The following is a 26305-nucleotide window of genomic DNA, read 5'->3' on the forward strand; positions in this document are numbered from 1 at the left end:
ATGGGTGCAGCAGATATCGCGGCGCCGGTAGCGCCGGTCCTGACGTCGACACCGATGGTGGCGTTGCTGGGCAATCCGAATTGCGGCAAGACCGCGCTGTTCAACCGCCTGACCGGCGCGCGCCAGAAAGTGGCGAACTACGCCGGCGTGACCATTGAGCGCAAGGAGGGCTCGTTCCAGTCCCCGGGCGGCAACGGCTTCCGCGTGCTGGACCTGCCGGGTGCATATAGTTTGTCGGCTCATACGCCGGACGAGGCGATCACGCGCGACGTGGTGGCCGGACTGCGCGCGGGCGAGCAGTCGCCGGACGTGGTGGTGTGCGTGGTCAACGCCACCAATCTGCGCCTGAACCTGCGCCTGGTGCTGGAGATTAAACGACTCGGCCTGCCGATGATATTGGCGCTGAACATGGTCGACGTGGCCAAGAAGCGCGGCATCGAGATCGACGCCGAGCGCCTGGCGCAGGAGCTGGGCATGCCGGTGGTGGAAACCGTGGCGGTGCAGGCCGGCGGCGAGAAGTCGCTGCTGCGCGCGCTGGACGCGATGCTGCCGCTGCACGCGGTCAAGCCGCAGCCGCTGTCGGCGATCGACGCGGTCGGTGTGGAAGAGACGCAGCGCGAGGTGCGCCGCATCCTGGCGCTGGTCAGCAGCGACGCGCACGATACCGGCAACCTGACCGAGAAGATCGACAACGTGGTGCTGCATCCGGTGCTCGGCCCGGTGATCCTGGCGGTGTTGATGTTCCTGGTGTTTCAGGCGGTGTTCAGCTGGGCCAATGTGCCGATGGATATGATCAAGGGCGGTGTCGACAGCGTCGGCGCCATGCTGAAGGGCGCGATGGCCGATGGCCTGTTGCGCAGCCTGCTGGTCGAAGGCATCCTGGGCGGGGCCGGCAGCGTGCTGGTGTTCCTGCCGCAGATTCTGATTTTGTTCTTCTTCATCCTGATCCTGGAGGACTGCGGCTACCTGCCGCGCGCGGCCTTCCTGCTGGACCGCCTGATGGGCGGCGTCGGCTTGTCGGGGCGCGCCTTCATTCCGCTGCTGTCCAGTTTTGCCTGCGCGATTCCGGGCGTGATGGCGGCGCGCACCATCCAGAACCCGCGCGACCGGCTGGTGACGATCATGATCGCGCCGCTGATGACGTGTTCGGCGCGGCTGCCGGTGTATGCGCTGATCATCGCGGCCTTCATTCCGGAGCGCGAGGTGTATGGCTTCATGAGCCTTCAGGGGCTGGTGCTGTTTGTGCTGTACTTCGCGGGCATCGCTTCGGCGATGGCGGTGGCTTACGTCATGAAGCGCTCGATGGGTTCGAACCACAAGCATCCGCTGATGCTGGAACTGCCGGCCTACCACTGGCCGCATTTGCAGAACCTGGCGCTGGGCCTGTGGGAACGCTGCAAGATCTTCCTGTCGCGCGTGGGTACCATCATCCTGACCTTGATGGTGCTGCTGTGGTTCCTGAGCTCCTTCCCCGGCGCGCCTGAAGGGGCGACGCATCCGGCCATCTATTACAGCATGGCCGGCATCCTGGGACGCGGGCTGGAATATGTGTTCGCGCCGATCGGCTTCAACTGGCAGATCTGCATCGCGCTGGTGCCCGGCCTGGCCGCGCGCGAGGTGGCGGTGGGTGCGCTGGGCACGGTGTACGCGTTGTCGCAGAGCGGCGAGGAACTGGCGCAGTCGCTGACGCCTATCATCGCCAGCTCGTGGACCTTGCCGACCGCCTTGTCGCTGCTGGCCTGGTACGTGTTTGCGCCGCAGTGCATGTCGACCCTGAGCGTGGTGCGGCGCGAGACCAACAGCATCCGCTATCCGCTGATGATGGCCGGTTATATGTTCGCGCTGGCCTACACGGCGTCGTTCCTGACTTACCGCATTTCCCTGTTCTTCATCGGAGGCTGAGCATGTGGCAGCAAGTGATCGTGGCGTTGATCGTGGTGGCGGCGTTGGCGCATTTCTGCACCAAGTATCTGCCGGCGGCCTTGCGCAGGCAGATCGTCTACCTGCTGTCGCGGCGCGGCTACGACCAGAATAAACTGGCTAAACTGTTTAACACGAAATCGAGCTGCGGCGACGGCTGCTCCAGCTGCGGTTCCTGCGAGACCACGCCGTCGGCGTCACCCGACGCACCCACCTCCGCGCCGCTCAAGCGCGTCATCATGCTGCGCGTGCAGCGCTGATCAGGCCACGTAGGCCATCCCTATCGAGGCCGGCGCGGTCGGGGCGAAACCGTATTGCGCATACAGCTCGTTGGCCTTGCCGTCGGCGATCAGGCTGACGTAGCCGCCCGGCGGCACCTCGCGGTCGAGGTAGGTCTTGATCTCCTTCATGATGGCCTTGCCCAGTCCCTGTCCCTGGTGCGCTTTCAGCACGCCGATATCCACCACCTGATAAAAACAGCCGCCATCGCCGATCACACGGCCCATGCCGACCGGCTCGCCGTCGCACAGCACCTGTACGGCGAATAAAGTGGCCGGCAGGCCGCGCGTGGCCGCTTCGGTGGACTTGGGACTCAGGCCGGCGCCGATGCGCAAGGCCTGGTAGGTGGCGACGGACGGCGTGGCGTGGATGACGGTGTAGCGGGACATATTGCTCATCACAGTGGGTTGAACGATTCGGCTTGGGCCATCGGCCAGTACAGGCCGAACACCGGTGGCAGGCGCGACAGCTGGCTGGGGTCGAGCAGCTCGCCCGGCTCCAGATAGGGCAGCAGTGCCGACGCCAGCTTGACCTGGTTGGTCGAGATGCGCCGCACCAGGTGGTGCGCCTTCAGCTGCGACGGGTGCGTCAGGCCGGCGGCGGCGATCAGCTGGGCCAGCGCCTTCAAGGTGTTCTCGTGGAAGTTGGCGACGCGCCGGGTCTTGTCCGGCACCACCAGCGCGCGCTGGCGGTTGGGGTCCTGGGTGGCGACGCCGGTCGGGCAGCGGTCGGTGTGGCAGCTCTGCGACTGGATGCAGCCCAGCGCGAACATGAAGCCGCGCGCCGAATTGCACCAGTCCGCGCCCAGCGCCAGGATGCGGGCGATGTCGAAGGCGGTGATGATCTTGCCCGAGGCGCCGATCTTGATCTTGTCGCGCAGGTTGGCGCCCACCAGCGTGTTGTGCACCAGCAGCAGCGCTTCCTGCAGCGGCGTGCCGACGTGGTCGGTGAACTCGACCGGCGCGGCGCCGGTGCCGCCCTCGCCGCCGTCGACCACGATGAAGTCCGGCGTGATGCCGGTGGCCAGCATGGCCTTGACGATGCCGAAGAATTCCCACGGGTGGCCGATGGCCAGCTTGAAGCCGGTCGGCTTGCCGCCGGACAGGGTGCGCAGGCGGTCGATGAAGGCCAGCATTTCCAGCGGCGTGCCGAAGGCCGAGTGCGTCGACGGCGAGATGCAGTCCTGGCCCTGCGGTACGCCGCGCGTGGTGGCGATTTCTATCGTCACCTTGGCGCCGGGCAGCACGCCGCCGTGGCCCGGCTTGGCGCCCTGCGACATCTTCAGCTCGATCATCTTGACCTGCGGCGTGGTGGCGTTGGCGACGAAGTTCTCTTCCGAGAAGGTGCCGTCGGCGTTGCGGCAGCCGAAGTAGCCGGAGCCGATCTCCCACACCAGGTCGCCGCCGTTGCGGCGGTGGTAGGGGCTGATGCTGCCTTCGCCGGTGTCGTGCATGAAGCCGCCGGCCTTGGCGCCGCCGTTCAGCGCCAGGATGGCGTTGGCCGACAGCGCGCCAAAGCTCATCGCCGAGATGTTGAACACGCTGGCCGAGTAGGGCTGGGCGCGCCGGCAGTCCGGGTGGTTGCCGATCTCGATGCGGAAGTCGTGGTGCTGCTCGGGCGCGGGGCTGATCGAGTGGTTGATCCATTCGTAGCCGGGGGCGTAGACGTCGAGCTGGGTGCCGAAGGGGCGCTTGTCGGTGTCCATCTTGGCGCGCTGGTAGACGATGCTGCGCTGGTTGCGCGAGAACGGCTCGGCCACGGTGTCGTCTTCCAGGAAGTACTGGCGGATCTCGGGGCGTATCGATTCGAAGAAGAAGCGGAAGTGCGCCAGGATCGGGTAGTTGCGGCGCAGCGCGCGCTTGGTTTGCAGCAGGTCGGTGACGCCGACCACGACCAGCGCGGCGGCCGCCAGCGGGATCCACCACGGCGCGCCCAAGGCCAGCGATACGGCCAAGGTGACGATGGCGGCGTTGAACACGAGGTAGCGCGGGGAAAACAGTTTCATGGGTGCTCCGGTGGGCGGCTGATGGGGGCAGTGTACTGCTGTTTCTTATGGGAATCCATCAGTCTGTGGCGGGGCGGCGGCGCAAGCTTGCCAACAATGCTAAGCTAGCGGGATTGCGGCGCACGGCCGTTCTTTTTTTGGGAATTCCACCATGATCGTCGTCCACCATCTGAACAATTCGCGCTCGCAGCGCGTGCTCTGGCTGCTTGAGGAGCTGGGGCTGGAGTACGAGATCGTGCGCTACCAGCGCGACAAGAAGACCATGCTGGCGCCGCCGGAGCTGCGTGCCATCCACCCGCTGGGCAAGTCGCCGGTGATCAGCGACGGCGACATCGTGGTGGCGGAGTCGGGCGCGATCGTCGAGTATCTGGTCGAGACCTACGGCAATGGCCGGCTGGTGCCGCCGGCCGGCACGGCCGAGCGCCGCCGCTGGACCTACTTCCTGCACTACGCCGAAGGCTCGGCGATGGCGCCGCTGCTGATGAAGCTGATCTTCGACCGGGTCGAGACCAGCCCGGCGCCGTTCTTCGTCAAGCCGATCGCGCGCGGCATCGCGCAAAAGGTCAAGGCGGGCTACATCCAGCCGCAGATCGAGGCGCACCTGGACTACCTGGAGGCGGAGCTGAGCAAGACGCCGTGGTTCGCAGGCGCCGAGTTCAGCGCGGCCGATATCCAGATGAGTTTTCCGCTGGAGGCGGCGGCCGCGCGCGGCGGGCTGGACGAGCGCCGTCCCAATCTGATGGCCTTCCTCAAACGCATCCACAGCCGCCCGGCCTTCCAGCGCGCGCTGGAGCGCGGCGGCCCGTACGAGCTGCTGAAGTAAGGCGCGATGCGGCGGCGCGGTCGGGTAAAATGATGGATTGAACAAGCCCGGAAGATGTTGAACATGGGTAGACTCCTTGCCATCGACGGCCTCAATATTGTGCGCCGCGTCTACGAAGCCAGCCCCGAACCCGATAGTCCTGAAAAGGCCGAGATCGCGCTGCGCCACGCGCTGTCCTCGTTCCGCAAAATGCTGCACGAACACGAACCGACCCACGTGCTGCCGGCCTTCGACTTCGGCGGCCGCACCTGGCGCCACGAGCTGTACGACGGCTACCGCGAGGCCCGCGCGCCGATGCCGTCGGCGCTGCGCGAGGCGCTGCCGGGCTTTTACGACAAGCTGCGCGGCGTCGGCCTGCACGTGGTGTCGCTGCCGGAGGTGGAGGCCGACGACGTGATCGGCACCGTGGTGCTGCGCTGGCTGGCCGACGGCCGCGGCGAGGCCACCGTGGCCAGCACCGACAAGGACTTGCACGGCCTGATCGCCCAGGGCGCCCGCGTGTGGGACCACTTCAAGGGCGAATGGCACGACCACGCCTGGGTCGAGCAGAAATGGGGCGTGCCGCCCGAACAGCTGCCGGACCTGCTGGCGCTGATGGGCGACGCCACCGACTCCATCCCCGGCGTGTCCAAGGTCGGCGTCAAGAAGGCGGCCAAACTGTTGCGTACTTACGGCACTCTGGACGGGATCATGGCCGGGGCCGGCATTCTGAAGGATACGCTGGGCGAAACTCTACGAAAAGAACGCGAAATGCTGTATCTTTCGAGACAATTGGTGCAATTAAAAACGGACGTGCGGGTCGGCGTGACCTGGAATATGCTGGCCTGGGATAAGACCTGAGCGCACGCCCACTAAGACAAGGTTTGCAAGATGTTAAAAGCGGTCATTATCGACTCCAGCGCCGTCGCGCGCGGCCTGCTCAACACGGTCCTGCTCGATGGCGGCTATGACGTGGTGGGCCAGACCCACACCTGCGCCAGCGGCCTGGCGCTGCTGCTCAAGCACAATCCCCACATCGTTTGCATCGCCCGCGAGCAGATCGAGAACGGCGAAGAGGTGGTGCGCGAGATCAAGACCGGCTGGCCGAAGGCGCTGATCTTCATGGTGTCCAGCGAATTCGACGCCGCCACCATCCAGGCCGCGCACGCGATGGGCGTGAACGGCTTCATCGTCAAGCCGTTCAAGGCCGACACCGTGCTCAATACCATCCGCAATACCGTGATCGCCATGGTCAAGCGCCAGCGCGCGGCGCTGGCCAAGGATAGTGCCGAAGCCGAGCCTGAAGCCGGCGAGTCCGGCGACGCTTAACCCGCGGTGCGGCCCGAAGGGGTCTGGAGAGGGCTGCGCCCGCAATTCCTGCGGAATTGCCCCCGTGCGGGGTCAGACCCCCGCGGCTGCGGTGTGGGGTGGCGGCTAATCAGACGGCGAAGGTCGAGCTGTCGATGATGCCGCCGCCGAGGCAGACGTCGCCGTCGTACAGCACGGCCGACTGGCCCGGCGTCACCGCCCACTGGGCATCCATGAATTTCAGCGCGAAATCGGAATCGCCTTGCGGGGCGATCTCGCACGCCACGTCGGCCTGGCGGTAGCGGGTCTTGGCCGACATCGCGCGCGCGGTCGGCGCCTCGCCGGCGATCCAGCTGGCCTGGTCGGCGCGCAGGGCCGACGACAGCAGCCACGGATGATCGTGGCCCTGGACGATGTACAGCGTGTTCTCGGCCACGTCCTTGCGCGCCACGTACCAGGCGTCGCTGCTGCCGTCCGGGTTCTTGTACGCCTTCATGCCGCCGACGCCGATGCCCTTGCGCTGGCCCAGCGTGTAGAAGCTCAGGCCCACGTGCTCGCCCACCACCTTGCCGTCCGGCGTCTTCATCGGGCCCGGCTTGTACGACAGGTAGCGGTTGAGGAATTCGCGGAACGGCCGCTCGCCGATGAAGCAGATGCCGGTCGAATCCTTCTTGGCGGCGTTGGGCAGCGCCAGTTTTTCGGCGATCTGGCGCACTTCGGTTTTCGGGATCTCGCCCAGCGGGAACAGGGTTTTCGACAACTGCGCCTGGTTCAGGCGGTGCAGGAAGTAGCTCTGGTCCTTGGTGTGGTCGACGGCTTTCAGCAGCTCGTGGCGGTCGCCGTTCTGGCGCACGCGCGCGTAGTGGCCGGTGGCGATCAGGTCGGCGCCCAGGTGCATGGCGTGGTCGAGGAAGGCCTTGAACTTGATTTCGGCGTTGCACAGCACGTCCGGGTTGGGCGTGCGGCCGGCCTGGTATTCGCGCAGGAAGTCGGCGAACACGCGGTCCTTGTACTCGGAAGCGAAGTTGACCGCCTCGATGTCGACGCCGATGACGTCGGCCACGCTGGCGGCGTCGATCCAGTCCTGGCGCGTCGAGCAGTATTCGGAATCGTCGTCGTCTTCCCAGTTCTTCATGAACAGGCCGACCACGTCGTAGCCTTGTTCCTTGAGCATCCACGCCGCGACCGAGGAATCGACCCCGCCCGACATACCGATCACGACTTTTTTCTTGCTCATCTTACTTTCCTGCCTTATCCATTCGCGGTGCTCACCGCTTCCTTGTACACCGAAGTGTGGGTTTGTATCAGTTCCAGCGGGGCACGGCGCCCGGCCAGGTATTCGTCCACGCATTGCAGCACCGTCGGGCTGCGGTGACGGTCGGCGCAGGCGGCCAGTTCGTCGCGCGTGAGCCACATGGTGCGCAGGATGCCTTCGTCCAGCGGACGGTCATGCCTGGCGCCCGGCACGCCGCAGAAGGTGAAGCGCAGATACGTCACTTCCTCGCCGGTGCGGTTGGAGGTGTAGCGCGACATATACATGCCCACCAGCGCGGTCGGCGTGAAGTCGTAGGCGGTTTCCTCCAGCGTTTCGCGGATCACGGCCTGCTCCAGCGATTCGTGCGGGTCGAGGTGACCGGCCGGCTGGTTAATGCGGATGCCATCGCTGGTCTCTTCTTCGATCAGCAAGAATTTGCCATCTTTTTCGACGATGGCGGCAACAGTAACAGAGGGTTTCCAGATACGCGGCATGAGTCATCCTTGAAAGAGCCGACATTTTAGCCTGTTCCTGGCATTTGGTTTGAACCCGCCTGCACGTAAAGATGGCTTCGTATTGAAAAATCGCAAGGTTTGTTGTGTTAATCCGTGTTTGACTGGCTGCTTTGCGCAAGATTCAGTGTTTTGGCGGCAATTCATGATAAATAGTAATAAATGATGTGATAAAACCGCTATTTATTGATCATTAGTTATTAAGTATGCTGGGGCCATCGAGGGGCGATGCTGTCCCGGCAATCCGTGTTAGATTCTAGTCAGTTTATTAATCCTTTGGAGGCACCATGAGAGTAGGCATACCGGCCGAGACGCGGCCGGGAGAAACCCGGGTTGCGGCAACGCCTGAAACAGTCAAGAAACTCGCAGCCAAGCATCAAGTGATCGTGCAGGCCGGCGCCGGGGTATCGGCATCGGTCACCGACGAGGCCTACGCGGCCGCCGGTGCGCAGATCGGCAGCGCGGCGGAAGCCTTTGCTGCGGACGTGGTTTTGAAAGTGCGTGCCCCGAATGCGGAGGAGCGGGGGCTGATCGCCGCCGGCACCGTGGTGATCGGCATGTTGAATCCCTTCGACGCCGACAACAACGCGGCGATGGCGACGGCCGGCTTGCAGGCCTTCGCGCTGGAGGCGGTGCCGCGCATCACGCGCGCGCAGTCGATGGACGTACTGTCGTCGCAGGCCAACATCGCCGGCTACAAGGCGGTGATGGTGGCGGCCAACACGTACCAGCGCTTCATGCCGATGCTGATGACCGCGGCCGGCACCGTCAAGGCGGCGCGGGTGCTGATCATGGGCGTGGGCGTGGCCGGCTTGCAGGCGATCGCCACCGCCAAGCGCCTGGGCGCGGTGATCGAGGCGTCCGACGTGCGGCCGCCGGTCAAGGAGCAGGTGGAGTCGCTGGGCGCCAAGTTCATCGACGTGCCTTTCCTGACCGACGAGGAGAAGGAAATCGCCAAGGGCGTGGGCGGCTATGCGCGCTCGATGCCGGCCGACTGGATGCGCCGTCAGGCGGAGCTGGTGCATGAACGCGCCAAGCTGGCCGACATCATCATCACCACCGCGCTGATCCCGGGCCGTGCGGCGCCGGTGCTGATCTCCGAGGAAACCGTGAAGGCGATGAAACCGGGTTCGGTGATCGTCGACCTGGCCGTGTCGCAGGGCGGCAACTGCCCGCTGTCGGAGCTGAATAAAACCGTGATCAAGCATGGCGTGCACATCGTCGGCGAGCCGGATCTGGCGACCTTGGTGGCGGCCGACGCGTCGGCGCTGTACGCGCGCAACGTGCTGGACTTCCTCAAGCTGATCATCGACAAGGAAGACAAGCTGGTGATCGACCGCGAAGACGAAATCATCAAGGCCACGCTGCTGTGCTCGGGCGGCGAGCTGTTACGAAAATAAGTAACGAAAAATAAGGGGAAAACAATGGAAGTCAGCCACACCATCATCAATCTGATCATCTTCGTGCTTGCCATCTACGTCGGCTACCACGTGGTCTGGACCGTCACGCCGGCGCTGCATACGCCGCTGATGGCGGTCACCAACGCCGTCTCGGCGATCATCATCGTCGGCGCCATGCTGGCCGCCTCGCTGACCGAGGGCCTGATCGGCCAGGTCGCCGGCACCGTCGCGGTGGCGCTGGCCGCCGTCAATGTGTTCGGCGGATTCCTGGTCACGCAGCGCATGCTGGAAATGTTCAAGAAAAAAGAGCCGAAGGCGAAGCCTGTCGCGGCGGCCATCAAGGAGGAGCACGCATGAATTTCATCTCCATGAACCTGGTGACGATGATGTATCTCATCGCATCGGTATGCTTTATCCAGGCGTTGAAAGGCTTGTCGTCGCCGTCCACGGCGCGTACCGGTAATGCGTTCGGCATGTCGGGCATGGCGATTGCCGCCGTGACCACGATCGCGCTGATCCTGAAGCTGAAGGCGGAAGCCACGGCGGCGGCAGTGGCGGGCGCCTCGGGCGGCATGGGCCTCGGCCTGGTGGCGCTGGGCGTGATCGTCGGCGGCGGCATCGGCGCGGTGCTGGCCAAGAAGGTCGAGATGACCAAGATGCCGGAACTGGTCGCGGCGATGCACTCGCTGATCGGCCTGGCCGCCGTGTGCATCGCGGTGGCCGCGGTGTCGGAGCCGCACGCTTTCGGCATCGCCGCCGTCGGCGAGGCGCTGCCGTTCGGTAACCGCATCGAGCTGTTCATCGGTACCTTCGTCGGCGCGATTACCTTCTCCGGTTCGGTGATCGCGTTCGGCAAGCTGTCGGGCAAATACAAGTTCCGCCTGTTCCAGGGCGCGCCGGTCAGCTTCGCCGGCCAGCACATGCTGAACCTGATCCTGGCCATCGTCATGGTGGGCCTGGGCCTGGCGTTCTGCTTCGCCGGCGGTACCGAGCCGGCCTGGGTGCCGTTCCTGATCATGACCGCGATCGCCTTCGTGCTGGGCGTGTTGATCATCATCCCGATCGGCGGCGCCGACATGCCGGTGGTGGTGTCGATGCTGAACTCGTATTCGGGTTGGGCGGCGGCGGGGATCGGCTTCTCGCTGAATAACTCGATGCTGATCATCGCCGGTTCGCTGGTCGGTTCGTCCGGCGCGATCCTGTCCTACATCATGTGCAAGGCGATGAACCGTTCGTTCTTCAACGTGATCCTGGGCGGCTTCGGCGGCGCGCCGGTGGAGGCGGGTGCGGCGGGTTCGAAGGAACAGCGTCCGGTCAAATCCGGTTCGGCCGACGACGCGGCCTTCATCATGGCCAACGCCGAGAGCGTGATCATCGTGCCGGGCTACGGCCTGGCCGTGGCGCGCGCGCAGCACTCGCTGAAGGAACTGGTCGAGAAGCTGACCCACAAGGGCGTGACCGTGAAGTATGCGATCCACCCGGTGGCGGGCCGCATGCCGGGCCACATGAACGTGCTGCTGGCGGAGGCCGAGGTGCCGTACGACCAGGTGTTCGAGATGGAGGACATCAACGGCGAATTCGGCCAGACCGACGTGGTGCTGATCCTGGGCGCCAACGACGTGGTCAACCCGGCCGCCAAGGATCCGAAATCGCCGATCGCCGGCATGCCTATCCTGGAGGCGTACAAGGCCAAGAGCATCATCGTCAACAAGCGTTCGATGGCTTCCGGCTATGCGGGCCTGGACAATGAGCTGTTCTACCAGGCCAATACGATGATGGTGTTCGGCGATGCGAAGAAGGTCATCGAGGACATGGTCAAGGCCGTGGAGTAGGGTTGATTCATAATTTGTGAGCGGTCCATTGGTGTTTGGCCGATTGATGGTGGGGTTGATGAAGCATACGATGGCTACATCAACCCACCTCAAGGAGTCTCACCATGAACCGCTTACAAAACAAAGTCGCTATCGTTACTGGCGCATCGTCGGGCATCGGCCGCGCCACCGCCAAACTGTTCGCCGCTGAAGGCGCCAAGGTTGTCGTCGCCGCGCGTCGTCTGGCCGAACTGGAGTCGCTGGTGGCGGAAATCGTCGCCGACGGCGGCCAGGCCATCGCGCTGGCTGGCGATGTCACTTCCGAATCGTTCAATGCGCAACTGGTGGCCACCGCTGTCGAAGCGTTTGGCCGTCTGGATATCGCCTACAACAACGCCGGCACGCTGGGCGAAATGGGCGCCACCACCGGCGTCTCGGAGCAGGGCTGGAGCGAGACCATCGCCGCCAACCTGACCAGCGCCTTCCTCGGCGCCAAGCATCAAATTCCTGAAATGATCAAGCATGGCGGCGGTTCGGTGATCTTCACTTCGACCTTCGTCGGCTACAGCTTTGCCTTCCCGGGCGTGGCGGCGTATGCGGCCAGCAAGGCGGGCCTGATCGGCTTGACCCAGGCGTTGGCTTCGGAATACGGTCCGCAAGGCGTGCGGGTAAACTCGGTGCTGCCGGGCGCGGTCGATACGGCGATGTATCGCGATATGAACAACACGCCTGAATCGGCTGCCTTCGTCACCAACCTGCATGCGCTGAAACGCGTGGCGCAGCCGGAGGAGCTGGCGCGCTCGGTGCTGTACCTGGCTTCGGACGATTCATCCTTCGTTACCGGCACCGCTTCGCTGGTCGACGGCGGCGCTTCGATCACGCGCACCTGAGAGGCAACGGCGGCATTCGTCATTCCCGCGCACGCGGGAATCCATGGAGCGCAGGCCAAGCCACTTCAGCATGGATTCCCGCTTTCGCGGGAATGACGGGGCGCGGGGCAGAAGTCCCTAAGGTTCAACGGCGGCCGTACATCATCAACTCGGCCAGCACGCCGCGCGCGGGGGCGACCATGTCGATCGCGGCCAGCGACAGGCCCAGCAGCGCTTGCGCCGGCGAGTCGTTGGCGAAGATGCGGGCCATGGTGTCGGTCAGGCGCACGGTGGTGTCGCGGTCCTGGCGGCGCAGTTCGGTGAATTGCGCCAGCATCGTCGGATTCGCGCCTTGCGCCAGCAGGCGCGCCAGCACGGCGACGTCGCGCAGGCCGAGGTTCAGGCCTTGTCCGGCCACCGGGTGCAGCGTTTGCGCCGCGTTGCCGATGGCGACCGTGCGCGCGCTGCTGCGCGGATCGGCATTCAAACCCAAAGGGAAGGCCAGCCGCGGCGAGGCGTGCGTGAAGCTGCCCACGCGCTCTCCAAACGCGGCGCCCAGTTCGGCGAGGAAGGCCGCGTCGTCCAGGGATTGCAAGCGCGCCGCCGTATCGGGCCGCACGCACCAGACCAGCGAGTAGTCTTCGCCTTGCGGCAGCAGTGCCAGCGGGCCTTGTTCGGTAAAGCGTTCGTAGGCGCGGTGCGCGATCGGGCGGCTGCTGCGCACTTGCGCGATGATCGCGGTCTGCTGGTAGTCGCGGTGCTGGGCCTTGCTTTCCTGGTCGCTGAACAAGCCGCCTTCGGCCTGCACGACGATGGCGGCAGTGGCGGAAGAGGAGGCCGCGCCGGCGATGGTCAGCGCGACGGCGTCGGCGCTTTCGTCGACCGCTTCAACGCGGGCGGGACGCAGCGTGGCGATGCCGGCGCGTTCGCAGACCGCGCCCAGCGCCGTCACCAGATCGCCGTAGCGCAGGACGTAGCCGAGCGCCGGCAGTTTGTGCTCGTCCCGGTCGATCAGGCTGCGGCCGAACTGGCCGCGGCGCGATACGTGGATCTGGTGGATCGCGGTGGCGGCCACCGGCCATGCGCCGATTTCCTCCAGTATCTGCCGGCTGCCCCACGACAGCGCGATCGAGCGCGGGTCCTTGCTGGCTTGCTCCAGCGTCTTGGCGTCGATCAGCGCGATGCGCTGCGCCGGCATGCCGCGTTTGGCCAGCAGCGCGGCAAGCGCCATGCCGGCCGGTCCCGCGCCGCAGATGGCGACTTCAAAAGTTGTATCTGTCATTGCTGTTGCATCAGTTGTTCGATGTCGGCGACCGTCTTCGGTGCGGCGGCGCTCAGTATCGTGTAGCCGCCTTGCGTGACCAGCACATCGTCCTCGATGCGGATGCCGATGTTCCAGTATTCCTCCGGCACGCCTTCGGCCGGGCGCACATAGATGCCCGGCTCCACCGTCAGCACCATGTCCGCTTGCAGCGGGCGCGATGGCTTGCCTTCGGCCGCCGTGTCGCGGTACTGGCCGACGTCGTGCACGTCCATGCCCAGCCAGTGGCCGGTGCCGTGCATGTAGAACTGCAGATAGCTCTTGTTGGCGATGACGTCGGCAAGGCTGCCATGCGCGCCGGGGTTCAACAGCCCGAGATCCAGCATGCCCTGCGCCAGCACCTGCACCGCCGCCTCGTGCACGCCGGAATACGGCAGGCCGGGCGCGATCGCTTGCAATGCCGCCGACTGCGCCGCCAGCACCAGTTCATACAGGCGTTTTTGCGGCGCGCTGAAACGGCCGTTGACCGGATAGGTGCGGGTGATGTCGGAGGCGTAGCCATCGAGCTCGCAGCCGGCGTCGATCAGTATCAGGTCGCCGTCGCGGCTCTGGGTGTTGTTGGCGCTGTAGTGCAGCACGCAGGCATTGGCGCCCGCCGCGACGATGGAGTTGTAGGCCGGCGCTTGCGCGCCGTTGCGGCGGAACTCGTACAGCAGCTCCGCTTCGATTTCGTATTCGTACATGCCGGGCCGCGACGCGCGCATCGCCCGCGCGTGCGCCTGCGAGGAGATGGTGGCGGCGCGCAGCATGGTGGCCTGTTCGGCGACGTCTTTGAACAGGCGCATCTCGTCCAGCAGCGGCAGCAGGTCGACCGCGCTGGCCGGCGGGGTGACGCCGGTGCGCGCCATGCGCCGCACATTGGCCAGCCACAGCTTGACCTGTGTGTCCAGGGCGCTGCCCAGCGCGTAGTACAGGGCCGGCGCGTCGGCCAGCAGCTTGCTGATTTCGCCGTCGAGGTCTTCGATGGGATGGGCGGCGTCGAAGCCGAAGGCCGCGCGCGCGCCGTCCGGGCCGTGGCGGAAGCCATCCCAGATTTCGCGTTCGAGGTTCTTCTGGCGGCAGAACAGGATGGAGCGCGCCGGCTGGTCGCCGCGCGCGGCCACCAGCACCAGTACGCTCTCCGGCTCGGCGAAGCCGGTCAGGTAGTAGAAGTAGCTGTCGTGGCGGTACAGGTATTCGCTGTCGCTGTTGCGCGTGACTTCGGGCGCGGTCGGCAGCACCGCCACCGCGCCGGGCGGCATGTGCGCCAGCAGGTGCGCGCGGCGGGCGGCGTAGCTATGCATCACTGCACGCCCTTGGCGGCGGCCAGGCGCACGGCCGGCGGCGCGTTCAGCAGGTCGAGCTGCTGCACGGTGCCGAGGTTGTGCCATTCGCCCTCGTAGACTTCGGCGCCGACCTGCTGCTTGTCGGCGTAGGCGCGGATCAGCGGTCCCAGCTTGGCGTACTCGCCGGGCGCGATGCCGTCGAACATTTCAGGGCGGTAGACGCCGACGTTGCCGAAGGTCCATTTCGGCGAGCCTTCGTTGGTCAGCGTGTACATCGTCAGGCCGAAGTCGCCCTCCGGATGGAAGTCCGGGTTGGGCACCAGGTACAGCCAGCAGATGTCGCGCTTGTCGGCCGGGTAGGGATTGCCCCACATGTCCTTGTCGTGCAACACGTCCTTGACCTGGGCGAAGTCGAAGTAGGGCATGTAGATGTCGCCCGACACCGCCACGAACGGCTCCTCGCCCAGCAGGTGGCGCGCGGTGGCGATGCCGCCGGCGGTCTCCAGCGCGGTGCTTTCGTGCGAGTACATCAGCCTGGCGCCGAACCGGCTGCCGTCGCCCAGCGCCGCTTCGATCTGCTCGCCCAGGTGGGCGTGGTTGATGACGATTTCGGTGATGCCGGCCCGTACCAGGTTCAGAATATGCCAGACGATCAGCGGCCGGCCGCGCACTTTCAGCAGCGGCTTGGGCGTGGTGTCGGTCAGTGGACGCATCCGTTCGCCGCGTCCGGCGGCGAAGATCATGGCTTTCATGCGCGCCGCCTCAGAAGGTGTAGCCGACTTGCGGCTGCTTGTCTTCCAGCTGGTCGAGCAGACGCACCAGCGGCCGCAGCTCCTTGTAGCGGTTGGCGGTCTTGCGCACGTAGTCCATCACGGTCGGCAGGTCGTGCAGGTACTGGGCCTTGCCGTCGCGGTAGTTCAGGCGGCAGAACAGGCCGAGGATCTTCAGGTGGCGCTGCAGGCCGGCGTATTCGAAGTCCTGGTAGAAGGCGTCGATGTCCTGGCTGACCGGCAGGCCGAGCGACTTGGCGTGCTGCCAGTAGCGGATCGTCCAGTCCAGCACCAGTTCCTCGTCCCACTGCACGTAGGCGTCGCGCAGCAGCGAGGCCAGGTCGTAGGTCATCGGGCCGTACAGCGCGTCCTGGAAGTCCAGCACGCCCGGATTGCCGGCGTCCATCCACATCAGGTTGCGCGAATGGAAGTCGCGGTGCACATACACCTGCTGCTGGGCGGTGACGTTGGCCAGGATGGCGTCGAACACGGCTTGCAGCTCGGCGCTCTGCTTGTCGGTCAAGGTGGCCTTCAGGTGCTGGCCGATGTACCACTCGGGGAACAGCATCATTTCGCGCAGCATGAAGGCGCGGTCGTACTCGGGCAGCACGCCGGGCTGGCTGGTCAGCTGGAACTTGACCAGCGCCTCCAGCGCCTCGGCGTACATGGTCGAGGCGTTGTCGTGGTCCAGCACCTGCAGGTAGGTGGTCACGCCCAGGTCGGACATCAGCAGGAAGCCGCGCTCGTAGTCGGTGGCGACGATGCGCGGCACGCTGACGCCGGCGTGCGTGAGCATTTCGTCAAGCTTGACGAAGGCCAGCACGTTTTCGCGCTCGGGCGGCGCGTCCATGACGACCAGCGTGGCGCCCAGCGCGGCTTGTTGATCAGGCAATACATCGACGCGGAAATAGCGGCGGAAGCTGGCGTCGGCCGAGGCCGGGCGCGCGCTGGCGACGTCGACCACGTTCAGCGTGGCCAGCCAGGCGGTCAGCTGTTCCAGACGGAGGTCTGGCGCCTGGCCGGAAGATGTATCGGAAGTTAAATTCTGTAATAAAGACATTAAGCGAGCCCTGGAAACCGGTGTTGGGTGAAGATTCCCATATAATAAGGGATTCAAATCAAAAAATCGCCTGTCATGGTGTTTCCTCCCTTCTTTTCATGAGTCGCATGCGCTGGCTACCGGCCCCCCCTACCTCCTCGCAACGCTGGGCTTACGCCCTGACTGCCCTCGTCACCGCCACGGCGGTGCCCAGCTACGCCCAGAGCGTGCCGCCGAAGGCGCGCGCGCCCCGCGTGGAGGACAAGAACGCGGTCACCACCATCCAGGCCGAGGACATCAGCGGCCGTCCCGAGCGCGAAATCACGCTCGAGCGGGACGCCGAACTGGTCAAGGACAAGACCCGCGTCAAGGCCGATACCGCCTGCTACCGCCAGGTCGAGGACGAGGTCGAGGCCCAGGGCCATGTCAAGATCTGGCGCTTCGGCGACTATTTCACCGGCGACGAGCTCAAGCTGAACATGGACAGCGGCAAGGGCTATATGCTCAACCCGACCTACCAGCTGGAAGCCAACCACGCCCAGGGCAAGGCCGAGCGCATCAACTTCATCAATGAAGACGAGGCGGTGGTGGTCAACGGCACCTACAGCACCTGCCAGGGGCCGACCCCGGACTGGTATCTGCGCTCGAACACCCTGAACCTCGATTCGGGCCGCGACGTCGGCACGGCCGGCAAGACCATTGTGTATTTCAAGGACGTGCCTATCCTGGGCACGCCGGCGATGTCGTTCTCGCTGTCGGGCGCGCGCCGCTCGGGCTGGCTGTCGCCGATGCCGGGCTTCGGCTCCAAGGGCGCGGCCGAGCTGACCGTGCCCTACTATTTCAACATCGCGCCCAACCGCGATTTGACGGTGTACCCGAAGATCATCCCGCGGCGCGGCTTCCAGCTGGGCGCCAACGCGCGCTACCTGGGCGAGACCGACGGCGGCCTGTACCAGGGCGAAACCTACCTGGAATACCTGCCGCACGACAAGCAGTACGTGCCGGCCACGCCGGGCGGCTCGACCGACCGCTGGAGCATCCGCTCGAGCCACGCCCAGGACCTGTCGAAGGACTGGTCGTACGGCTGGAGCATCCGCGCCGCCTCGGACAACAACTATCCGAATGATTTCTCCAAGACCGTGTCGAGCTCGACCGAGCGGCAGCTGCTGCGCGAGCTGCGCACCGACTACCACGGCGACTTCTGGACCCTGACCGCGCGGGTGCAGAAATACCAGGTGCTGCAAGACCCGGAATCGGTGATCGACAAGACACTGTTCGTGTCGCGCCCCTACGACCGGCTGCCGGCGATCAACTTCCACGCCGCCCAGTACGACGTCGCCGGCGGCTTCGACTGGGCCGTCGACAGCGAGCTGACCCGCTTCTACCACCCGACCCTGATCAACGGCACCCGGCTGGTGGCGATCCCGCAGGTCAGCTACCCGATCGTCGGCCCCAGCTACTTCGTCACGCCCAAGGTCATGCTCAACCTGGCCAGCTACCAGATGGACGCCTACGGCACCCAGGCGTCGGAAAACCTGTCGCGCGTGGTGCCGACGTTCTCGCTGGACTCCGGCCTGGTGTTCGAGCGCGACATCAAGTTCGGCCAGCGCGACATGACGCAGACCCTGGAGCCGCGCCTGTTCTACGTCAACACGCCGTACCGCGACCAGAGCAAGTTCCCGACCTTCGACACCGACGCCGCGACCTTCAACTTCAGCCAGATCTTCAGCGAAAACCGCTTCGTCGGCTCGGACCGCATCGGCGACGCCAACCAGCTGACGGCGGCGCTGGTGTCGCGCTTCCTCGACGCCGCCGGCGCCGAGACGCTGCGGCTGGCGTTCGGCCAGCGCTTCTACTTCCGCGACCAGCGCGTGCAGCTGGCCTCGACCACCCCGGTGGTCGATTCGCGCTCGGACATGCTGCTGGCCGCCACCGGCCGCATCTCGGAAAGTTGGGGCTTCGACAGCGCCGTGCAGTACAGCCCCAGCCAGAGCCGGGTGGTGTCGGGCAGCTATACCGTGCAGTGGACGCCGGGCCAGAAGAAGGTGCTCAACGCCGGCTTCCGCTACCTGCGCGACAACTTCAAGAACATCGAGCTGTCGAGCCAGTGGCCGATCTTCCAGCGCTGGTACGGCGTCGGCCGGGTCAGCTACTCGATGCAGGACAAGAAGATCCTGGAGAGCCTGGTCGGGCTGGAATACAACGGCGACTGCTGGGTGTTCCGCATGGGCGCGCAGCGCTTCGTGACCACCTCGACCAAGGCGTCGACGCCGATCTTCTTCCAGCTGGAACTGAACGGCCTGTCGCACCTGGGCGTGGGCAACCCGCTGGAAGCGATGAAGAACAGCATCCCCGGTTATCAGCGTTTGAACGAAGGCTACGGCCGCTAAAGCAAGCCACCCCGGCGTCCGCCGCCGCACTACCCAGGCAGCGGACGCTTTTTGATTCTTTTACACCTGACTCATGAGCGTTCTTAAGATGAAGTTCGAAATGAAAATCCTCGCAGTCCTGTTGTGCACGGCCGCCCTGGGCGGTTGCAGCCTGTTCTCGAAGAAGCCGGCGCCCGCCGCCGCCGCCCCGGTGGCCAGCGCCGCCCCGGCCGCCGCGCCGGCCCTGAACACCACGCCGGCCGCCGCCGCCAGCGTCAAGTCCGACGGCAAGGGCTTCCTGCCGCCGGGTGAATCGGGCAACGTGGCGATCGACTCGATCGTGGTGGTGGTCAACGACGACGTCATCACCCAGCGCGAGCTGGGCAACCGCATCAAGTCCGTCACCGCCCGCATGAAGGCGCAGAACGTGCAGATGCCGGACCCGGCCGACCTGCGCCGCCAGCTGCTCGAGCGCATGATCGTCGAGCGCGCCCAGCTGCAGATGGCCAAGGAGATGGGCGTGCGGGTCGACGACCAGCAGCTCGACCGCGCCATCGGCCGCATCGCCGAGGCGCAAAAGCTCAGCGTGCAGGACTTGCGCAACCAGATGGAAAAGGACGGCACGCCGTACGCCGCCTTCCGCGAGGAAATCCGCGAAGAAATCATCATGCAGCGCCTGCGCGAGCATGAGGTCGACGCCAAGATCCAGATCTCGGACGCCGAGGTGGACAGCTTCATGGCCGCCGAGAAGGCCGCCGCCGCCGAGCAGTTCGAGATCAACATCTCGCAGATCATGGTGCGCATCCCCGACAACGCCACCGCCGAAGTGATCGCCCAGCGCCGCGCGCGCGCCGAGGAAGTGATGCGCCAGCTGCGCACCGGCGCCGACTTCGCCAAGATGGCCGCCACCTATTCCGACGCCAGCGACGCCCTGCAGGGCGGCGTGGTCGGCTGGCGCCAGCCCGAGCGCCTGCCGCCGGTGTTCGCCGAAGCGCTGACCAAGCTCAAGCCGGGCCAGGTCACGCCGATCATCAAGAGCGTGGGCGCGTTCCACATCCTGAAGGCGGTCGACCGCCGCAGCCTGGCCGAGGCGCAAGCCGTGGCCGCGGTGCAGCAGACCCACGCCCGCCACATCCTGATCAAGGTGACGCCGACCATGAGCGCGGCCGACGCCAAGCGCAAGCTGGCCGAGCTGAAGGAACGCCTGGACAACAACGCCGCCAAGTTCGAGGACCTGGCGCGGCTGGTGTCGAACGACGGCTCGGCCGCCAAGGGCGGCGACCTGGGCTGGCTGTATCCGGGCGACATCGTGCCGGAGTTCGAGGCGGCGATGAACAACCTGAAGATCGGCGAAGTGAGCCAGCCGGTGGAAACCAGCTTCGGCATCCACCTGATCGAAGTGCTGGAGCGCAAGAGCGACGACGTCTCGAAAGAGCGCGAGCGCAACACCGCGCGCCAGGCCATCCGCGAGCGCAAGGTCGAGGAAGCGGCGGAAAGCTGGCAGCGCGAAGTGCGCGACCGTGCCTACGTCGAGTACCGCACCGACGACGGCGCCGCCGCCAACAAATAAGCCATCAAGGGGAGCACGCGTGAGCGCCACTTTGCACACCGGGCGCAGCGCGCTGCGCCCCGCGATCGCCGTCACCGTCGGCGAGCCGGCCGGCATCGGCCCGGAGATCTCCATCCGCGCCGCCTGGGCGCGCCGCCACGACGTCAATTGCGTGCTGCTGGGCGACGCCGCCTTCCTGGCCATGACCGCCAGCTATATCGATCCCGCGATTCAATTGTCGGCGCTGTCCTTGCAGGCGGTGCGCAACGGCGGCCTGCCGCAGTTCGGCCCCGGCCGCATCAGCGTGATCGACGTGCCGCTGGCGGCGCACGTCGTGCCCGGCAAGCTGGACAAGGAAAACGGCCGCAGCGTGCTGGCCACGCTGGACGCCGCCATCGAAGGCGTGCGCGCCGGCTGGTTCGAGGCGGTGGTCACCGCGCCGCTGCAAAAGAGCACCATCAACGACGCCGGCGTGCCGTTCTCCGGCCACACCGAATACTTCGCCGACCAGACCGGCACCGCGCAAGTGGTGATGATGCTGGCCGGCCAGCCGCCGGCGCCGGCCGGCCGGCCGCTGCCGCCGCCGCTGCGGGTCGCGCTGGCCACCACCCACCTGCCGCTGAAGGACGTCGCCGCCGCGCTGAGCCGGGACGGCCTGGCGCGCGTGCTCGACATCATCGACCATGACTTGCGCAGCAAGTTCGGCCTCGCCGCGCCGCGCATCCTGCTGTGCGGCCTGAACCCGCACGCGGGCGAGGGCGGCTACCTGGGGCGCGAAGAGATCGACGTCATCGCGCCGGCCATCGCGGCGGCGCAGGCGCGCGGCATCGACGCGCGTGGCCCGTATCCGGCCGACACGCTGTTCCAGCCCAAATACCTGCAGGACGCCGACTGCGTGCTGGCCATGTACCACGACCAGGGCTTGCCGGTGCTCAAATACGCGACCTTCGGCCAGGGCGTCAACATCACGCTGGGCCTGCCGCTGATCCGCACCTCGGTCGACCACGGCACCGCGCTCGACCTGGCGGCCCAGGGCCTGGGCCTGGCCGACTGCGGCAGCATGGCCGCCGCGATCGACACCGCGCTGGCCATGGCCGCCTCCTCCTCACCTCTCAAATAAGAACAACCATGAAACACGTCGCCCGCAAACGCTTCGGCCAAAACTTTTTACACGATAAATACGTCCTGTCCAGCATCACCGAGGCGATCGCCCCGGAACCGGACGACGCGATGGTCGAGATCGGGCCCGGCCTGGGCGCGATGACCGAGCAGCTGATGCGCACGCTGAAGATGATGCACGTGGTCGAGCTCGACCGCGACCTGGTGGCGCGGCTGGAAAAGACCTACAACCCGGCCAAGCTGACCATCCACGCCGGCGACGCGCTCAAGTTCGACTACGCCAGCATCCCGGTGCCGGCCGGGCAGAAGCTGCGCATCGTCGGCAACCTGCCGTACAACATCTCCAGCCCGCTGCTGTTCCACCTGGCGACGTTCGCGCCGCAGGTGCAGGACCAGCATTTCATGCTGCAGAAGGAAGTGGTGGAGCGCATGGTGGCCGAGCCGGGCAGCAAGACCTACGGCCGCCTGTCGGTGATGCTGCAGTGGCGCTACGACATGTCGCTGCTGTTCGTGGTGCCGCCGGAAGCGTTCGATCCGCCGCCGAAGGTGGAGTCGGCCATCGTGCGCATGATCCCGGTCGCCAACCCGCTGGCGTGCGACGGCCCGACGCTGGAGGCGGTGGTGTTGAAGGCGTTCTCGCAGCGCCGCAAGGTGATCCGCAACTGCCTGGCCGGCATGTTCACCGAAGCGCAGATCGTCGAAGCCGGCATCGACCCGACCATGCGTCCGGAAACCGTGGGCCTGGCGCAGTACGTGGCGCTGGCCAACCTGCTCAAGCCGCATTAAAAGCGGCGGGCAAAAAAAAAGCCCGCTGGTGAAAGCGGGCTAAATCCAATTCCTTTGCAAGAAGTGGAGGAGACAAATGAAGTATGCTGCGGCGCGACATATAACGCAAGTTTATTTTTCGAATATCGAACATCACGATACCGTATAACTCTGCGGCCGCCGCGCCGCGCATTCCGCGCGGCGCTCCCCCTCTTGATTACTTCGGTTTGCAGCTCAGTACCATGTTGCTGACGGCGGCGCCGTTGACCACGCCGGTGTTGTTGGTCAGCGTGCAATTGATGTCGGAGGTGGCGTCCGGCACGATGGTCACGCCGTAGGCGCTGCCGTCGGCCACAGGCAGGCCAAACACGAACTCGCCCTTGCCCAGCACGGTGTCGACGGCCGCGGCGCTCGAGACCGCGACCTGGCCGCCGGTGGAGCCGTTCAGCAGCGTGACCACGCGCGGGACGGCGGCCACCGCAGCGGTGGTGGCGGTGGCGGCGACCGCCTCGGATTTGTTGAACAGGCCGACGAACTGGCCGCCCACCGTGTAGCTGTTCTGGACGCAGTTGATGATCACGGCGATCGCCACCGTATGGCCGGCCGAGCCGGAGCCGCCCGACACCGGTGCGCAGGTCTGGTGCGCCGGATTGGTCAGCACGGTGACGTTGTAGTCGGTGCCGTACGGGATTTGCTTGGGCATCACGAAGCTGGTGGTGGCGGCCGCCACCGGCAGGCGGTCGTCGCCGTTGGCCAGCACCAGGCCAGGGTTGTTCAGGCCGTTGATCGTGCCTTGCACGGCGAATTGGGCCTTGCCGCCGCAGGCGGACAGCGCGGCGGCCAGCATCAGCGCCGTGACGGCGCTCAAAGTCGAAAATTTCATCAATTACTCCAAAAAGAGGCGGATCGGCCGGCCATCGCGATGCGGGCCGGCGCCGGAATTACTTGCAGGTGACGGTCACGCCGGAGAAGTCCGAACCCGGCATGGTGCCGACGTTGTTGCTCAGCGTGCAGACCTGGGCCGGATCTTTCGGCTGCGCCAGCACGGTCACGCCGTAGGGCGAGCCGTCGCCGACCTTGGTGCCGAAGGTGAAGCTGACCGGCGCGCCGGCGCTGGCCGGCGGCAGCACGCTGACGGTGTCGGCGCCGTTGGCCAGGATCAGGCCCGAGCTGGTGAGGCCGGTCACGGTGCCGCCCAAGGTCCACGGGTTGGCCTGGCAGGCGAACTGGATCGAGTACGAGGTGTAGGCGTTGGCCTTGCCGACGTTGCTGGTGCCGACCGGCTTGCAGCTGCCGCCGGTGGGCGGGGTGGAGACGGTGACGTTGAATTCCTCGTCGACCGCCGCCAGCTTGGTGAACACAAAGGTGCTGGTATTGGCGGGGATAGGCAGTTTTTCGCCGGTCTTGTTGTTGATCAGGACCAGGTCGGGCTTGGTCAGGCCGGTGATGGTGCCGGACAGGGCCAGGTTGCCATTGCCGCCGCCGCAGGCGTTCAGCAGGGCGGCGCACACCAGGGCCAGGCCCGAACGCAGATACAAACTTTTCATAAAAATCTCTCTCCAAAACGAATAGGGCCCGGCAATACTCGGGTGCAGCATCTTACACGGAATGGCCCGTATTTTAGTGCATTTGGTAACTCCGGACCGCTAAGCGATGTAACAGCTTGTGACACTTGCGGCCGCCGCGCCGCTTATTTGACCTGCGCCAGCTCGCAGCGCGAACGCCTGCCGTCGAGGCGGCAGCTGTTGCGCACCCGGCCCTGCTGGTCGTGCACCTGCACCAGCCACTGGTCGGCGCCCAGCCGCTCCATCGTCATGAAACCGAAGCCGTCGACCCAGGAACTGAACTGCTCGACCCGCGCGCCCGGCGCCGGCGTCACGCCGTCCGGCAGGCGTTCCGGCAAGGGCACGGTGTCCTCGGCGGTGCCGGAAAAGCCGGATATGAACTGGCTCGGATGCTCGCTGGCGAAGCTGACCTGTTCCCACAGGTGCACATGACCGGAGAGCATCGCCTGTATGTTTGCCGGCAGCAGCTGCGCGTTGAGCGAGCCGAAGGCTTGCTGCAGGCCGGCGTCGCCCGGCAGCAGCACCAGGGCGCCGTCGGCCTTGCGGTCGGCGCCCATGCCCAGCAGCGGATGGTGGTCGATGCCGAGGTTGCGCGGCGCCTGCCGGGCCAGCGCGTCCAGCTTGCGGTACAGGTCGCGGTATTTGTCGTAGCCCAGCTCGCCCGGCTTCAGGCCCTTCCAGGTGGTGTTGGCGGTGTCCAGCACCAGCAGCTGGGTGTCCTGGCCGATAGGCACGGCGTAGGGATCGCTGTAGTTGCCGACGGCGTCGTCGGCGGCGCGGTTGCAGTCGCGCCCGGCCAGCAGCGGACGCGGGTCGAGCAGGCGCCAGTAGCCCTGGCCGCCGCGCAGGCAGTTTTCGTGGTTGCCGCGCGCCATGACCCACGGCGCCGCCTGCAGCAGCGCCGCGCCGGGCGCGAAGAAATCGGCGTTCCAGGCGTCCCAGCCGTAGCCCCAGGGGCTGCCGGCGCAGCCGGCGTTGCCGTCCGGGCAAGCGTTTTCGCGGTAGTGGTAGTCGCCCACGTGGATCACCAGGTCGGGGCGCCACGCGGCGGCGGCGGCCGCGATGGCGGCGAACGGGTAGGCGGCGCTGTCGTTGCAGGCCTGGTAGCTGTTGCTGTTCTTTTGCAGACGGCAGCCGGTGTCGCCGATGACGACGATGCGTTGCGGCGCCGCCTGCGGCAGCGGCAGCACCCGGCCCAGCACGCTCGCCTGGGCGTAGCTGCCGGCGGCCGGCAGCGGCGCCTCGCAGGTCAGCAGCGGGAAGGCGGCCGGCTTGGAATCGGCCGGCGCCGACGGCGTGCTGCGCAGCGCCGGCGTGGCGGCCGGCGCGCGCACGGCCATCGCCTGCGGGCGCTGGTCGATGACGAGGTCGGGGCAGGCGGGGGCATCGATCAGCACGCGCGCCACGGCGGCGCCGTGTTCGCCCAGCACCACGAAGGAGGAAAAGGCCGGCGCCTGGCCCACGGTGGCGCAGCCCGCCAGCATGGCGGTCAGCAGGGGCGGCGCCCAGCGGCGGCAGGTCGTCACGAACGTAGTCACAAGCGTAGTCAAAGGCACGGCGGCTCCAGCAGGGGAATCCGGTAATTTACCATGCCGTCGTCAAGCGGCGATCGGTGCGACAATACGCAGACTCCACATTTCTGTCTGCCCGCCATGACCAACCGCCGCCCGCACGCCCTGCTGTTCGACCTTGACGACACCCTGTGGCCGATCGGCCCGGTGATCGCGGCGGCCGAAACCAGTTGGCACGCCTGGCTGGCCGAGCACGCGCCCGAGGTGGCCCAGCGCTATTCGATCGCCGAGCTGCGCGCGCGCCGCATGGCCCTGCTGGAACAGCGGCCGGAGCTGGTGGTCGACCTGTACCAGCTGCGCCGTGTGGCGCTGGAGCAGGCCTTCGCCGAAGCCGGCGCCGACGCTGCCCACATCGACGGCGCCATGCAGCACTTCCACCTGCGGCGCAACGCCGTCACGCCATACGCCGACGTGCTGCCGGCGCTGGCCGAGCTGCAGGCGACGCTGCGGCTGGGCGTGATCACCAACGGCAACGCCGATCTTGAAGTCATCGGCCTGCACCACCATTTTGAAACCGTGCTGGCCTCGGCGCGCTTCGGCCGCGCCAAGCCCGATCCGGCCATCTTCCTGGCCGCCTGCGAGGCGATGGGCGTGGCGCCGCAGGACGCGGTCTACGTCGGCGACGATTTGCGGCTGGACGTGCAGGGCGCGCAGGGCGCGGGCCTGCGCGCGGTGTGGATGAACCGGGCCGGCAGCACCGCGCACCTGGAGGCCGGTGTGGCGCCGGACGCCATTTGTGCAAGTTTCGATGCACTTCTGGCCTGGGTGCGCGAGCAAATGCAGCATTGACGCCACGCAACGGCCCCCGTCC

General features: G+C 66.2%; 25 protein-coding genes. 14 read left to right on the plus strand and 11 right to left on the minus strand.

Going from position 1 to position 26305, the window contains the following annotated elements; genetic code table 11:
- Positions 1-1902 carry a ferrous iron transporter B gene (gene feoB, locus V6M89_RS21275; RefSeq protein WP_332855049.1) on the plus strand — a complete coding sequence of 634 codons (1902 nt, stop codon included), beginning with the start codon at positions 1-3 and terminating at the stop codon, positions 1900-1902.
- 2 nt (positions 1903-1904) lie between these two features.
- Positions 1905-2180 (plus strand): DUF6587 family protein, encoded by a 276-nt coding sequence (locus V6M89_RS21280; protein ID WP_332855050.1) that lies wholly within the window; start codon positions 1905-1907, stop codon positions 2178-2180.
- On the opposite strand, the gene V6M89_RS21285 is transcribed toward V6M89_RS21280, so the two are convergent.
- Together V6M89_RS21285 and V6M89_RS21290 are read right to left on the minus strand one after the other, a co-directional pair.
- Positions 2181-2597, minus strand: a complete 417-nt coding sequence (locus V6M89_RS21285) for a GNAT family N-acetyltransferase (protein WP_332855051.1) — start codon at positions 2595-2597, stop codon at positions 2181-2183. It lies immediately after the preceding gene.
- Positions 2597-4204 carry an FMN-binding glutamate synthase family protein gene (locus V6M89_RS21290; protein ID WP_332855052.1) on the minus strand — a complete coding sequence of 536 codons (1608 nt, stop codon included), beginning with the start codon at positions 4202-4204 and terminating at the stop codon, positions 2597-2599. The genes V6M89_RS21285 and V6M89_RS21290 overlap by 1 nt, the downstream gene beginning before the upstream one ends.
- Before the next feature lie 151 nt (positions 4205-4355).
- Between V6M89_RS21290 and V6M89_RS21295 the strand changes: the two genes are divergently transcribed.
- From V6M89_RS21295 to V6M89_RS21305, 3 genes are all read left to right on the plus strand, one after another.
- On the plus strand, positions 4356-5027 hold the full coding sequence (locus V6M89_RS21295; protein ID WP_332855053.1) for a glutathione S-transferase: 672 nt from the start codon (positions 4356-4358) through the stop codon (positions 5025-5027).
- A gap of 63 nt (positions 5028-5090) precedes the next feature.
- The gene (locus V6M89_RS21300) at positions 5091-5867 is read left to right on the plus strand and encodes a 5'-3' exonuclease (RefSeq protein ID WP_332855054.1); all 777 of its coding nucleotides are present in this window, start codon (positions 5091-5093) and stop codon (positions 5865-5867) included.
- 30 nt (positions 5868-5897) lie between these two features.
- Positions 5898-6335, plus strand: a complete 438-nt coding sequence (locus tag V6M89_RS21305) for a response regulator (protein ID WP_332855055.1) — start codon at positions 5898-5900, stop codon at positions 6333-6335.
- A gap of 109 nt (positions 6336-6444) precedes the next feature.
- Here V6M89_RS21305 and mnmA read toward each other — a convergent pair whose 3' ends face one another.
- Positions 6445-7551: a tRNA 2-thiouridine(34) synthase MnmA gene (gene mnmA / locus V6M89_RS21310; protein ID WP_332855056.1), complete on the minus strand. Its 1107-nt coding sequence runs from the start codon at positions 7549-7551 to the stop codon at positions 6445-6447.
- Between the two features lie 14 nt (positions 7552-7565).
- The gene (locus tag V6M89_RS21315; RefSeq protein WP_332855057.1) at positions 7566-8063 is read right to left on the minus strand and encodes an NUDIX hydrolase; all 498 of its coding nucleotides are present in this window, start codon (positions 8061-8063) and stop codon (positions 7566-7568) included.
- A 305-nt stretch (positions 8064-8368) separates the two neighbouring features.
- Here V6M89_RS21315 and V6M89_RS21320 point away from each other — a divergent pair, with 305 nt between their 5' ends.
- The 4 genes from V6M89_RS21320 to V6M89_RS21335 all read left to right on the plus strand — a co-directional run bounded on the left by V6M89_RS21320 (position 8369) and on the right by V6M89_RS21335 (position 12182).
- Entirely contained in the window at positions 8369-9481 is a 1113-nt protein-coding gene (locus tag V6M89_RS21320) for a Re/Si-specific NAD(P)(+) transhydrogenase subunit alpha (protein WP_332855058.1), read from the plus strand.
- A gap of 24 nt (positions 9482-9505) precedes the next feature.
- Positions 9506-9838 (plus strand): NAD(P) transhydrogenase subunit alpha, encoded by a 333-nt coding sequence (locus V6M89_RS21325; RefSeq protein WP_217942466.1) that lies wholly within the window; start codon positions 9506-9508, stop codon positions 9836-9838.
- Positions 9835-11313 carry an NAD(P)(+) transhydrogenase (Re/Si-specific) subunit beta gene (locus V6M89_RS21330; RefSeq protein ID WP_332855059.1) on the plus strand — a complete coding sequence of 493 codons (1479 nt, stop codon included), beginning with the start codon at positions 9835-9837 and terminating at the stop codon, positions 11311-11313. The genes V6M89_RS21325 and V6M89_RS21330 overlap by 4 nt, the downstream gene beginning before the upstream one ends.
- Positions 11314-11417: 104 nt before the next feature.
- On the plus strand, positions 11418-12182 hold the full coding sequence (locus tag V6M89_RS21335) for an SDR family oxidoreductase (protein WP_332855060.1): 765 nt from the start codon (positions 11418-11420) through the stop codon (positions 12180-12182).
- Positions 12183-12306: 124 nt separating this feature from the next.
- Here the strand turns inward: V6M89_RS21335 and V6M89_RS21340 are convergent, their stop codons facing one another.
- From V6M89_RS21340 to V6M89_RS21355, 4 genes are read right to left on the minus strand one after another with little or no spacing between them, the layout of a single operon-like run.
- Positions 12307-13443 (minus strand): UbiH/UbiF/VisC/COQ6 family ubiquinone biosynthesis hydroxylase, encoded by a 1137-nt coding sequence (locus V6M89_RS21340; RefSeq protein ID WP_332855061.1) that lies wholly within the window; start codon positions 13441-13443, stop codon positions 12307-12309.
- Positions 13440-14765: an aminopeptidase P N-terminal domain-containing protein gene (locus V6M89_RS21345; RefSeq protein ID WP_332855062.1), complete on the minus strand. Its 1326-nt coding sequence runs from the start codon at positions 14763-14765 to the stop codon at positions 13440-13442. Before V6M89_RS21345 ends, V6M89_RS21340 begins: the two co-directional genes overlap by 4 nt.
- Positions 14765-15499: an N-acetylmuramate alpha-1-phosphate uridylyltransferase MurU gene (murU, locus tag V6M89_RS21350; protein ID WP_332855063.1), complete on the minus strand. Its 735-nt coding sequence runs from the start codon at positions 15497-15499 to the stop codon at positions 14765-14767. Before murU ends, V6M89_RS21345 begins: the two co-directional genes overlap by 1 nt.
- A gap of 10 nt (positions 15500-15509) precedes the next feature.
- Positions 15510-16577 carry an aminoglycoside phosphotransferase family protein gene (locus V6M89_RS21355; RefSeq protein ID WP_332855064.1) on the minus strand — a complete coding sequence of 356 codons (1068 nt, stop codon included), beginning with the start codon at positions 16575-16577 and terminating at the stop codon, positions 15510-15512.
- A 107-nt stretch (positions 16578-16684) separates the two neighbouring features.
- Between V6M89_RS21355 and V6M89_RS21360 the strand changes: the two genes are divergently transcribed.
- The 4 genes from V6M89_RS21360 (at position 16685) to rsmA (ending at position 22379) form a co-directional block, all read left to right on the plus strand.
- Positions 16685-18946, plus strand: coding sequence for an LPS-assembly protein LptD (locus tag V6M89_RS21360; RefSeq protein ID WP_332855065.1), 2262 nt, complete (start codon positions 16685-16687; stop codon positions 18944-18946).
- A 100-nt stretch (positions 18947-19046) separates the two neighbouring features.
- Complete coding sequence (locus V6M89_RS21365; RefSeq protein WP_332855066.1) at positions 19047-20495, plus strand: peptidylprolyl isomerase; 1449 nt, start codon at positions 19047-19049, stop codon at positions 20493-20495.
- Between the two features lie 19 nt (positions 20496-20514).
- A complete protein-coding gene (gene pdxA / locus V6M89_RS21370; protein WP_332855067.1) occupies positions 20515-21594 on the plus strand; it encodes a 4-hydroxythreonine-4-phosphate dehydrogenase PdxA in 1080 nt (359 codons plus the stop codon).
- Between the two features lie 8 nt (positions 21595-21602).
- The gene (rsmA, locus tag V6M89_RS21375) at positions 21603-22379 is read left to right on the plus strand and encodes a 16S rRNA (adenine(1518)-N(6)/adenine(1519)-N(6))-dimethyltransferase RsmA (protein WP_332855068.1); all 777 of its coding nucleotides are present in this window, start codon (positions 21603-21605) and stop codon (positions 22377-22379) included.
- Between the two features lie 196 nt (positions 22380-22575).
- On the opposite strand, the gene V6M89_RS21380 is transcribed toward rsmA, so the two are convergent.
- From V6M89_RS21380 to V6M89_RS21390, 3 genes are all read right to left on the minus strand, one after another.
- Complete coding sequence (locus tag V6M89_RS21380) at positions 22576-23241, minus strand: hypothetical protein (RefSeq protein WP_332855069.1); 666 nt, start codon at positions 23239-23241, stop codon at positions 22576-22578.
- 58 nt (positions 23242-23299) lie between these two features.
- Positions 23300-23905 (minus strand): hypothetical protein, encoded by a 606-nt coding sequence (locus V6M89_RS21385; protein WP_332855070.1) that lies wholly within the window; start codon positions 23903-23905, stop codon positions 23300-23302.
- Between the two features lie 143 nt (positions 23906-24048).
- On the minus strand, positions 24049-25449 hold the full coding sequence (locus tag V6M89_RS21390; protein ID WP_332855071.1) for a metallophosphoesterase: 1401 nt from the start codon (positions 25447-25449) through the stop codon (positions 24049-24051).
- Between the two features lie 126 nt (positions 25450-25575).
- On the opposite strand from V6M89_RS21390, the gene V6M89_RS21395 reads away from it, so the two are divergent.
- Positions 25576-26283: an HAD family hydrolase gene (locus V6M89_RS21395; protein WP_332855072.1), complete on the plus strand. Its 708-nt coding sequence runs from the start codon at positions 25576-25578 to the stop codon at positions 26281-26283.
- Positions 26284-26305 lie beyond the last annotated feature (22 nt).

It is taken from the genome of Duganella sp. S19_KUP01_CR8 (genome assembly GCF_036688705.1).
Taxonomy (GTDB): domain Bacteria; phylum Pseudomonadota; class Gammaproteobacteria; order Burkholderiales; family Burkholderiaceae_D; genus Rugamonas.

What these genes read in the sequence shown, in the direction of transcription:
- feoB (WP_332855049.1), top strand. Translation starts at nt 1, where the DNA reads ATGGGTGCAGCAGATATCGCGGCGCCGGTAGCGCCGGTCCTGACGTCG.
- V6M89_RS21280 (WP_332855050.1), top strand. Translation starts at nt 1,905, where the DNA reads ATGTGGCAGCAAGTGATCGTGGCGTTGATCGTGGTGGCGGCGTTGGCG.
- V6M89_RS21285 (WP_332855051.1), bottom strand. Translation starts at nt 2,597, where the DNA reads ATGAGCAATATGTCCCGCTACACCGTCATCCACGCCACGCCGTCCGTC.
- V6M89_RS21290 (WP_332855052.1), bottom strand. Translation starts at nt 4,204, where the DNA reads ATGAAACTGTTTTCCCCGCGCTACCTCGTGTTCAACGCCGCCATCGTC.
- V6M89_RS21295 (WP_332855053.1), top strand. Translation starts at nt 4,356, where the DNA reads ATGATCGTCGTCCACCATCTGAACAATTCGCGCTCGCAGCGCGTGCTC.
- V6M89_RS21300 (WP_332855054.1), top strand. Translation starts at nt 5,091, where the DNA reads ATGGGTAGACTCCTTGCCATCGACGGCCTCAATATTGTGCGCCGCGTC.
- V6M89_RS21305 (WP_332855055.1), top strand. Translation starts at nt 5,898, where the DNA reads ATGTTAAAAGCGGTCATTATCGACTCCAGCGCCGTCGCGCGCGGCCTG.
- mnmA (WP_332855056.1), bottom strand. Translation starts at nt 7,551, where the DNA reads ATGAGCAAGAAAAAAGTCGTGATCGGTATGTCGGGCGGGGTCGATTCC.
- V6M89_RS21315 (WP_332855057.1), bottom strand. Translation starts at nt 8,063, where the DNA reads ATGCCGCGTATCTGGAAACCCTCTGTTACTGTTGCCGCCATCGTCGAA.
- V6M89_RS21320 (WP_332855058.1), top strand. Translation starts at nt 8,369, where the DNA reads ATGAGAGTAGGCATACCGGCCGAGACGCGGCCGGGAGAAACCCGGGTT.
- V6M89_RS21325 (WP_217942466.1), top strand. Translation starts at nt 9,506, where the DNA reads ATGGAAGTCAGCCACACCATCATCAATCTGATCATCTTCGTGCTTGCC.
- V6M89_RS21330 (WP_332855059.1), top strand. Translation starts at nt 9,835, where the DNA reads ATGAATTTCATCTCCATGAACCTGGTGACGATGATGTATCTCATCGCA.
- V6M89_RS21335 (WP_332855060.1), top strand. Translation starts at nt 11,418, where the DNA reads ATGAACCGCTTACAAAACAAAGTCGCTATCGTTACTGGCGCATCGTCG.
- V6M89_RS21340 (WP_332855061.1), bottom strand. Translation starts at nt 13,443, where the DNA reads ATGACAGATACAACTTTTGAAGTCGCCATCTGCGGCGCGGGACCGGCC.
- V6M89_RS21345 (WP_332855062.1), bottom strand. Translation starts at nt 14,765, where the DNA reads ATGCATAGCTACGCCGCCCGCCGCGCGCACCTGCTGGCGCACATGCCG.
- murU (WP_332855063.1), bottom strand. Translation starts at nt 15,499, where the DNA reads ATGAAAGCCATGATCTTCGCCGCCGGACGCGGCGAACGGATGCGTCCA.
- V6M89_RS21355 (WP_332855064.1), bottom strand. Translation starts at nt 16,577, where the DNA reads ATGTCTTTATTACAGAATTTAACTTCCGATACATCTTCCGGCCAGGCG.
- V6M89_RS21360 (WP_332855065.1), top strand. Translation starts at nt 16,685, where the DNA reads ATGCGCTGGCTACCGGCCCCCCCTACCTCCTCGCAACGCTGGGCTTAC.
- V6M89_RS21365 (WP_332855066.1), top strand. Translation starts at nt 19,047, where the DNA reads ATGAAAATCCTCGCAGTCCTGTTGTGCACGGCCGCCCTGGGCGGTTGC.
- rsmA (WP_332855068.1), top strand. Translation starts at nt 21,603, where the DNA reads ATGAAACACGTCGCCCGCAAACGCTTCGGCCAAAACTTTTTACACGAT.
- V6M89_RS21380 (WP_332855069.1), bottom strand. Translation starts at nt 23,241, where the DNA reads ATGAAATTTTCGACTTTGAGCGCCGTCACGGCGCTGATGCTGGCCGCC.
- V6M89_RS21385 (WP_332855070.1), bottom strand. Translation starts at nt 23,905, where the DNA reads ATGAAAAGTTTGTATCTGCGTTCGGGCCTGGCCCTGGTGTGCGCCGCC.
- V6M89_RS21395 (WP_332855072.1), top strand. Translation starts at nt 25,576, where the DNA reads ATGACCAACCGCCGCCCGCACGCCCTGCTGTTCGACCTTGACGACACC.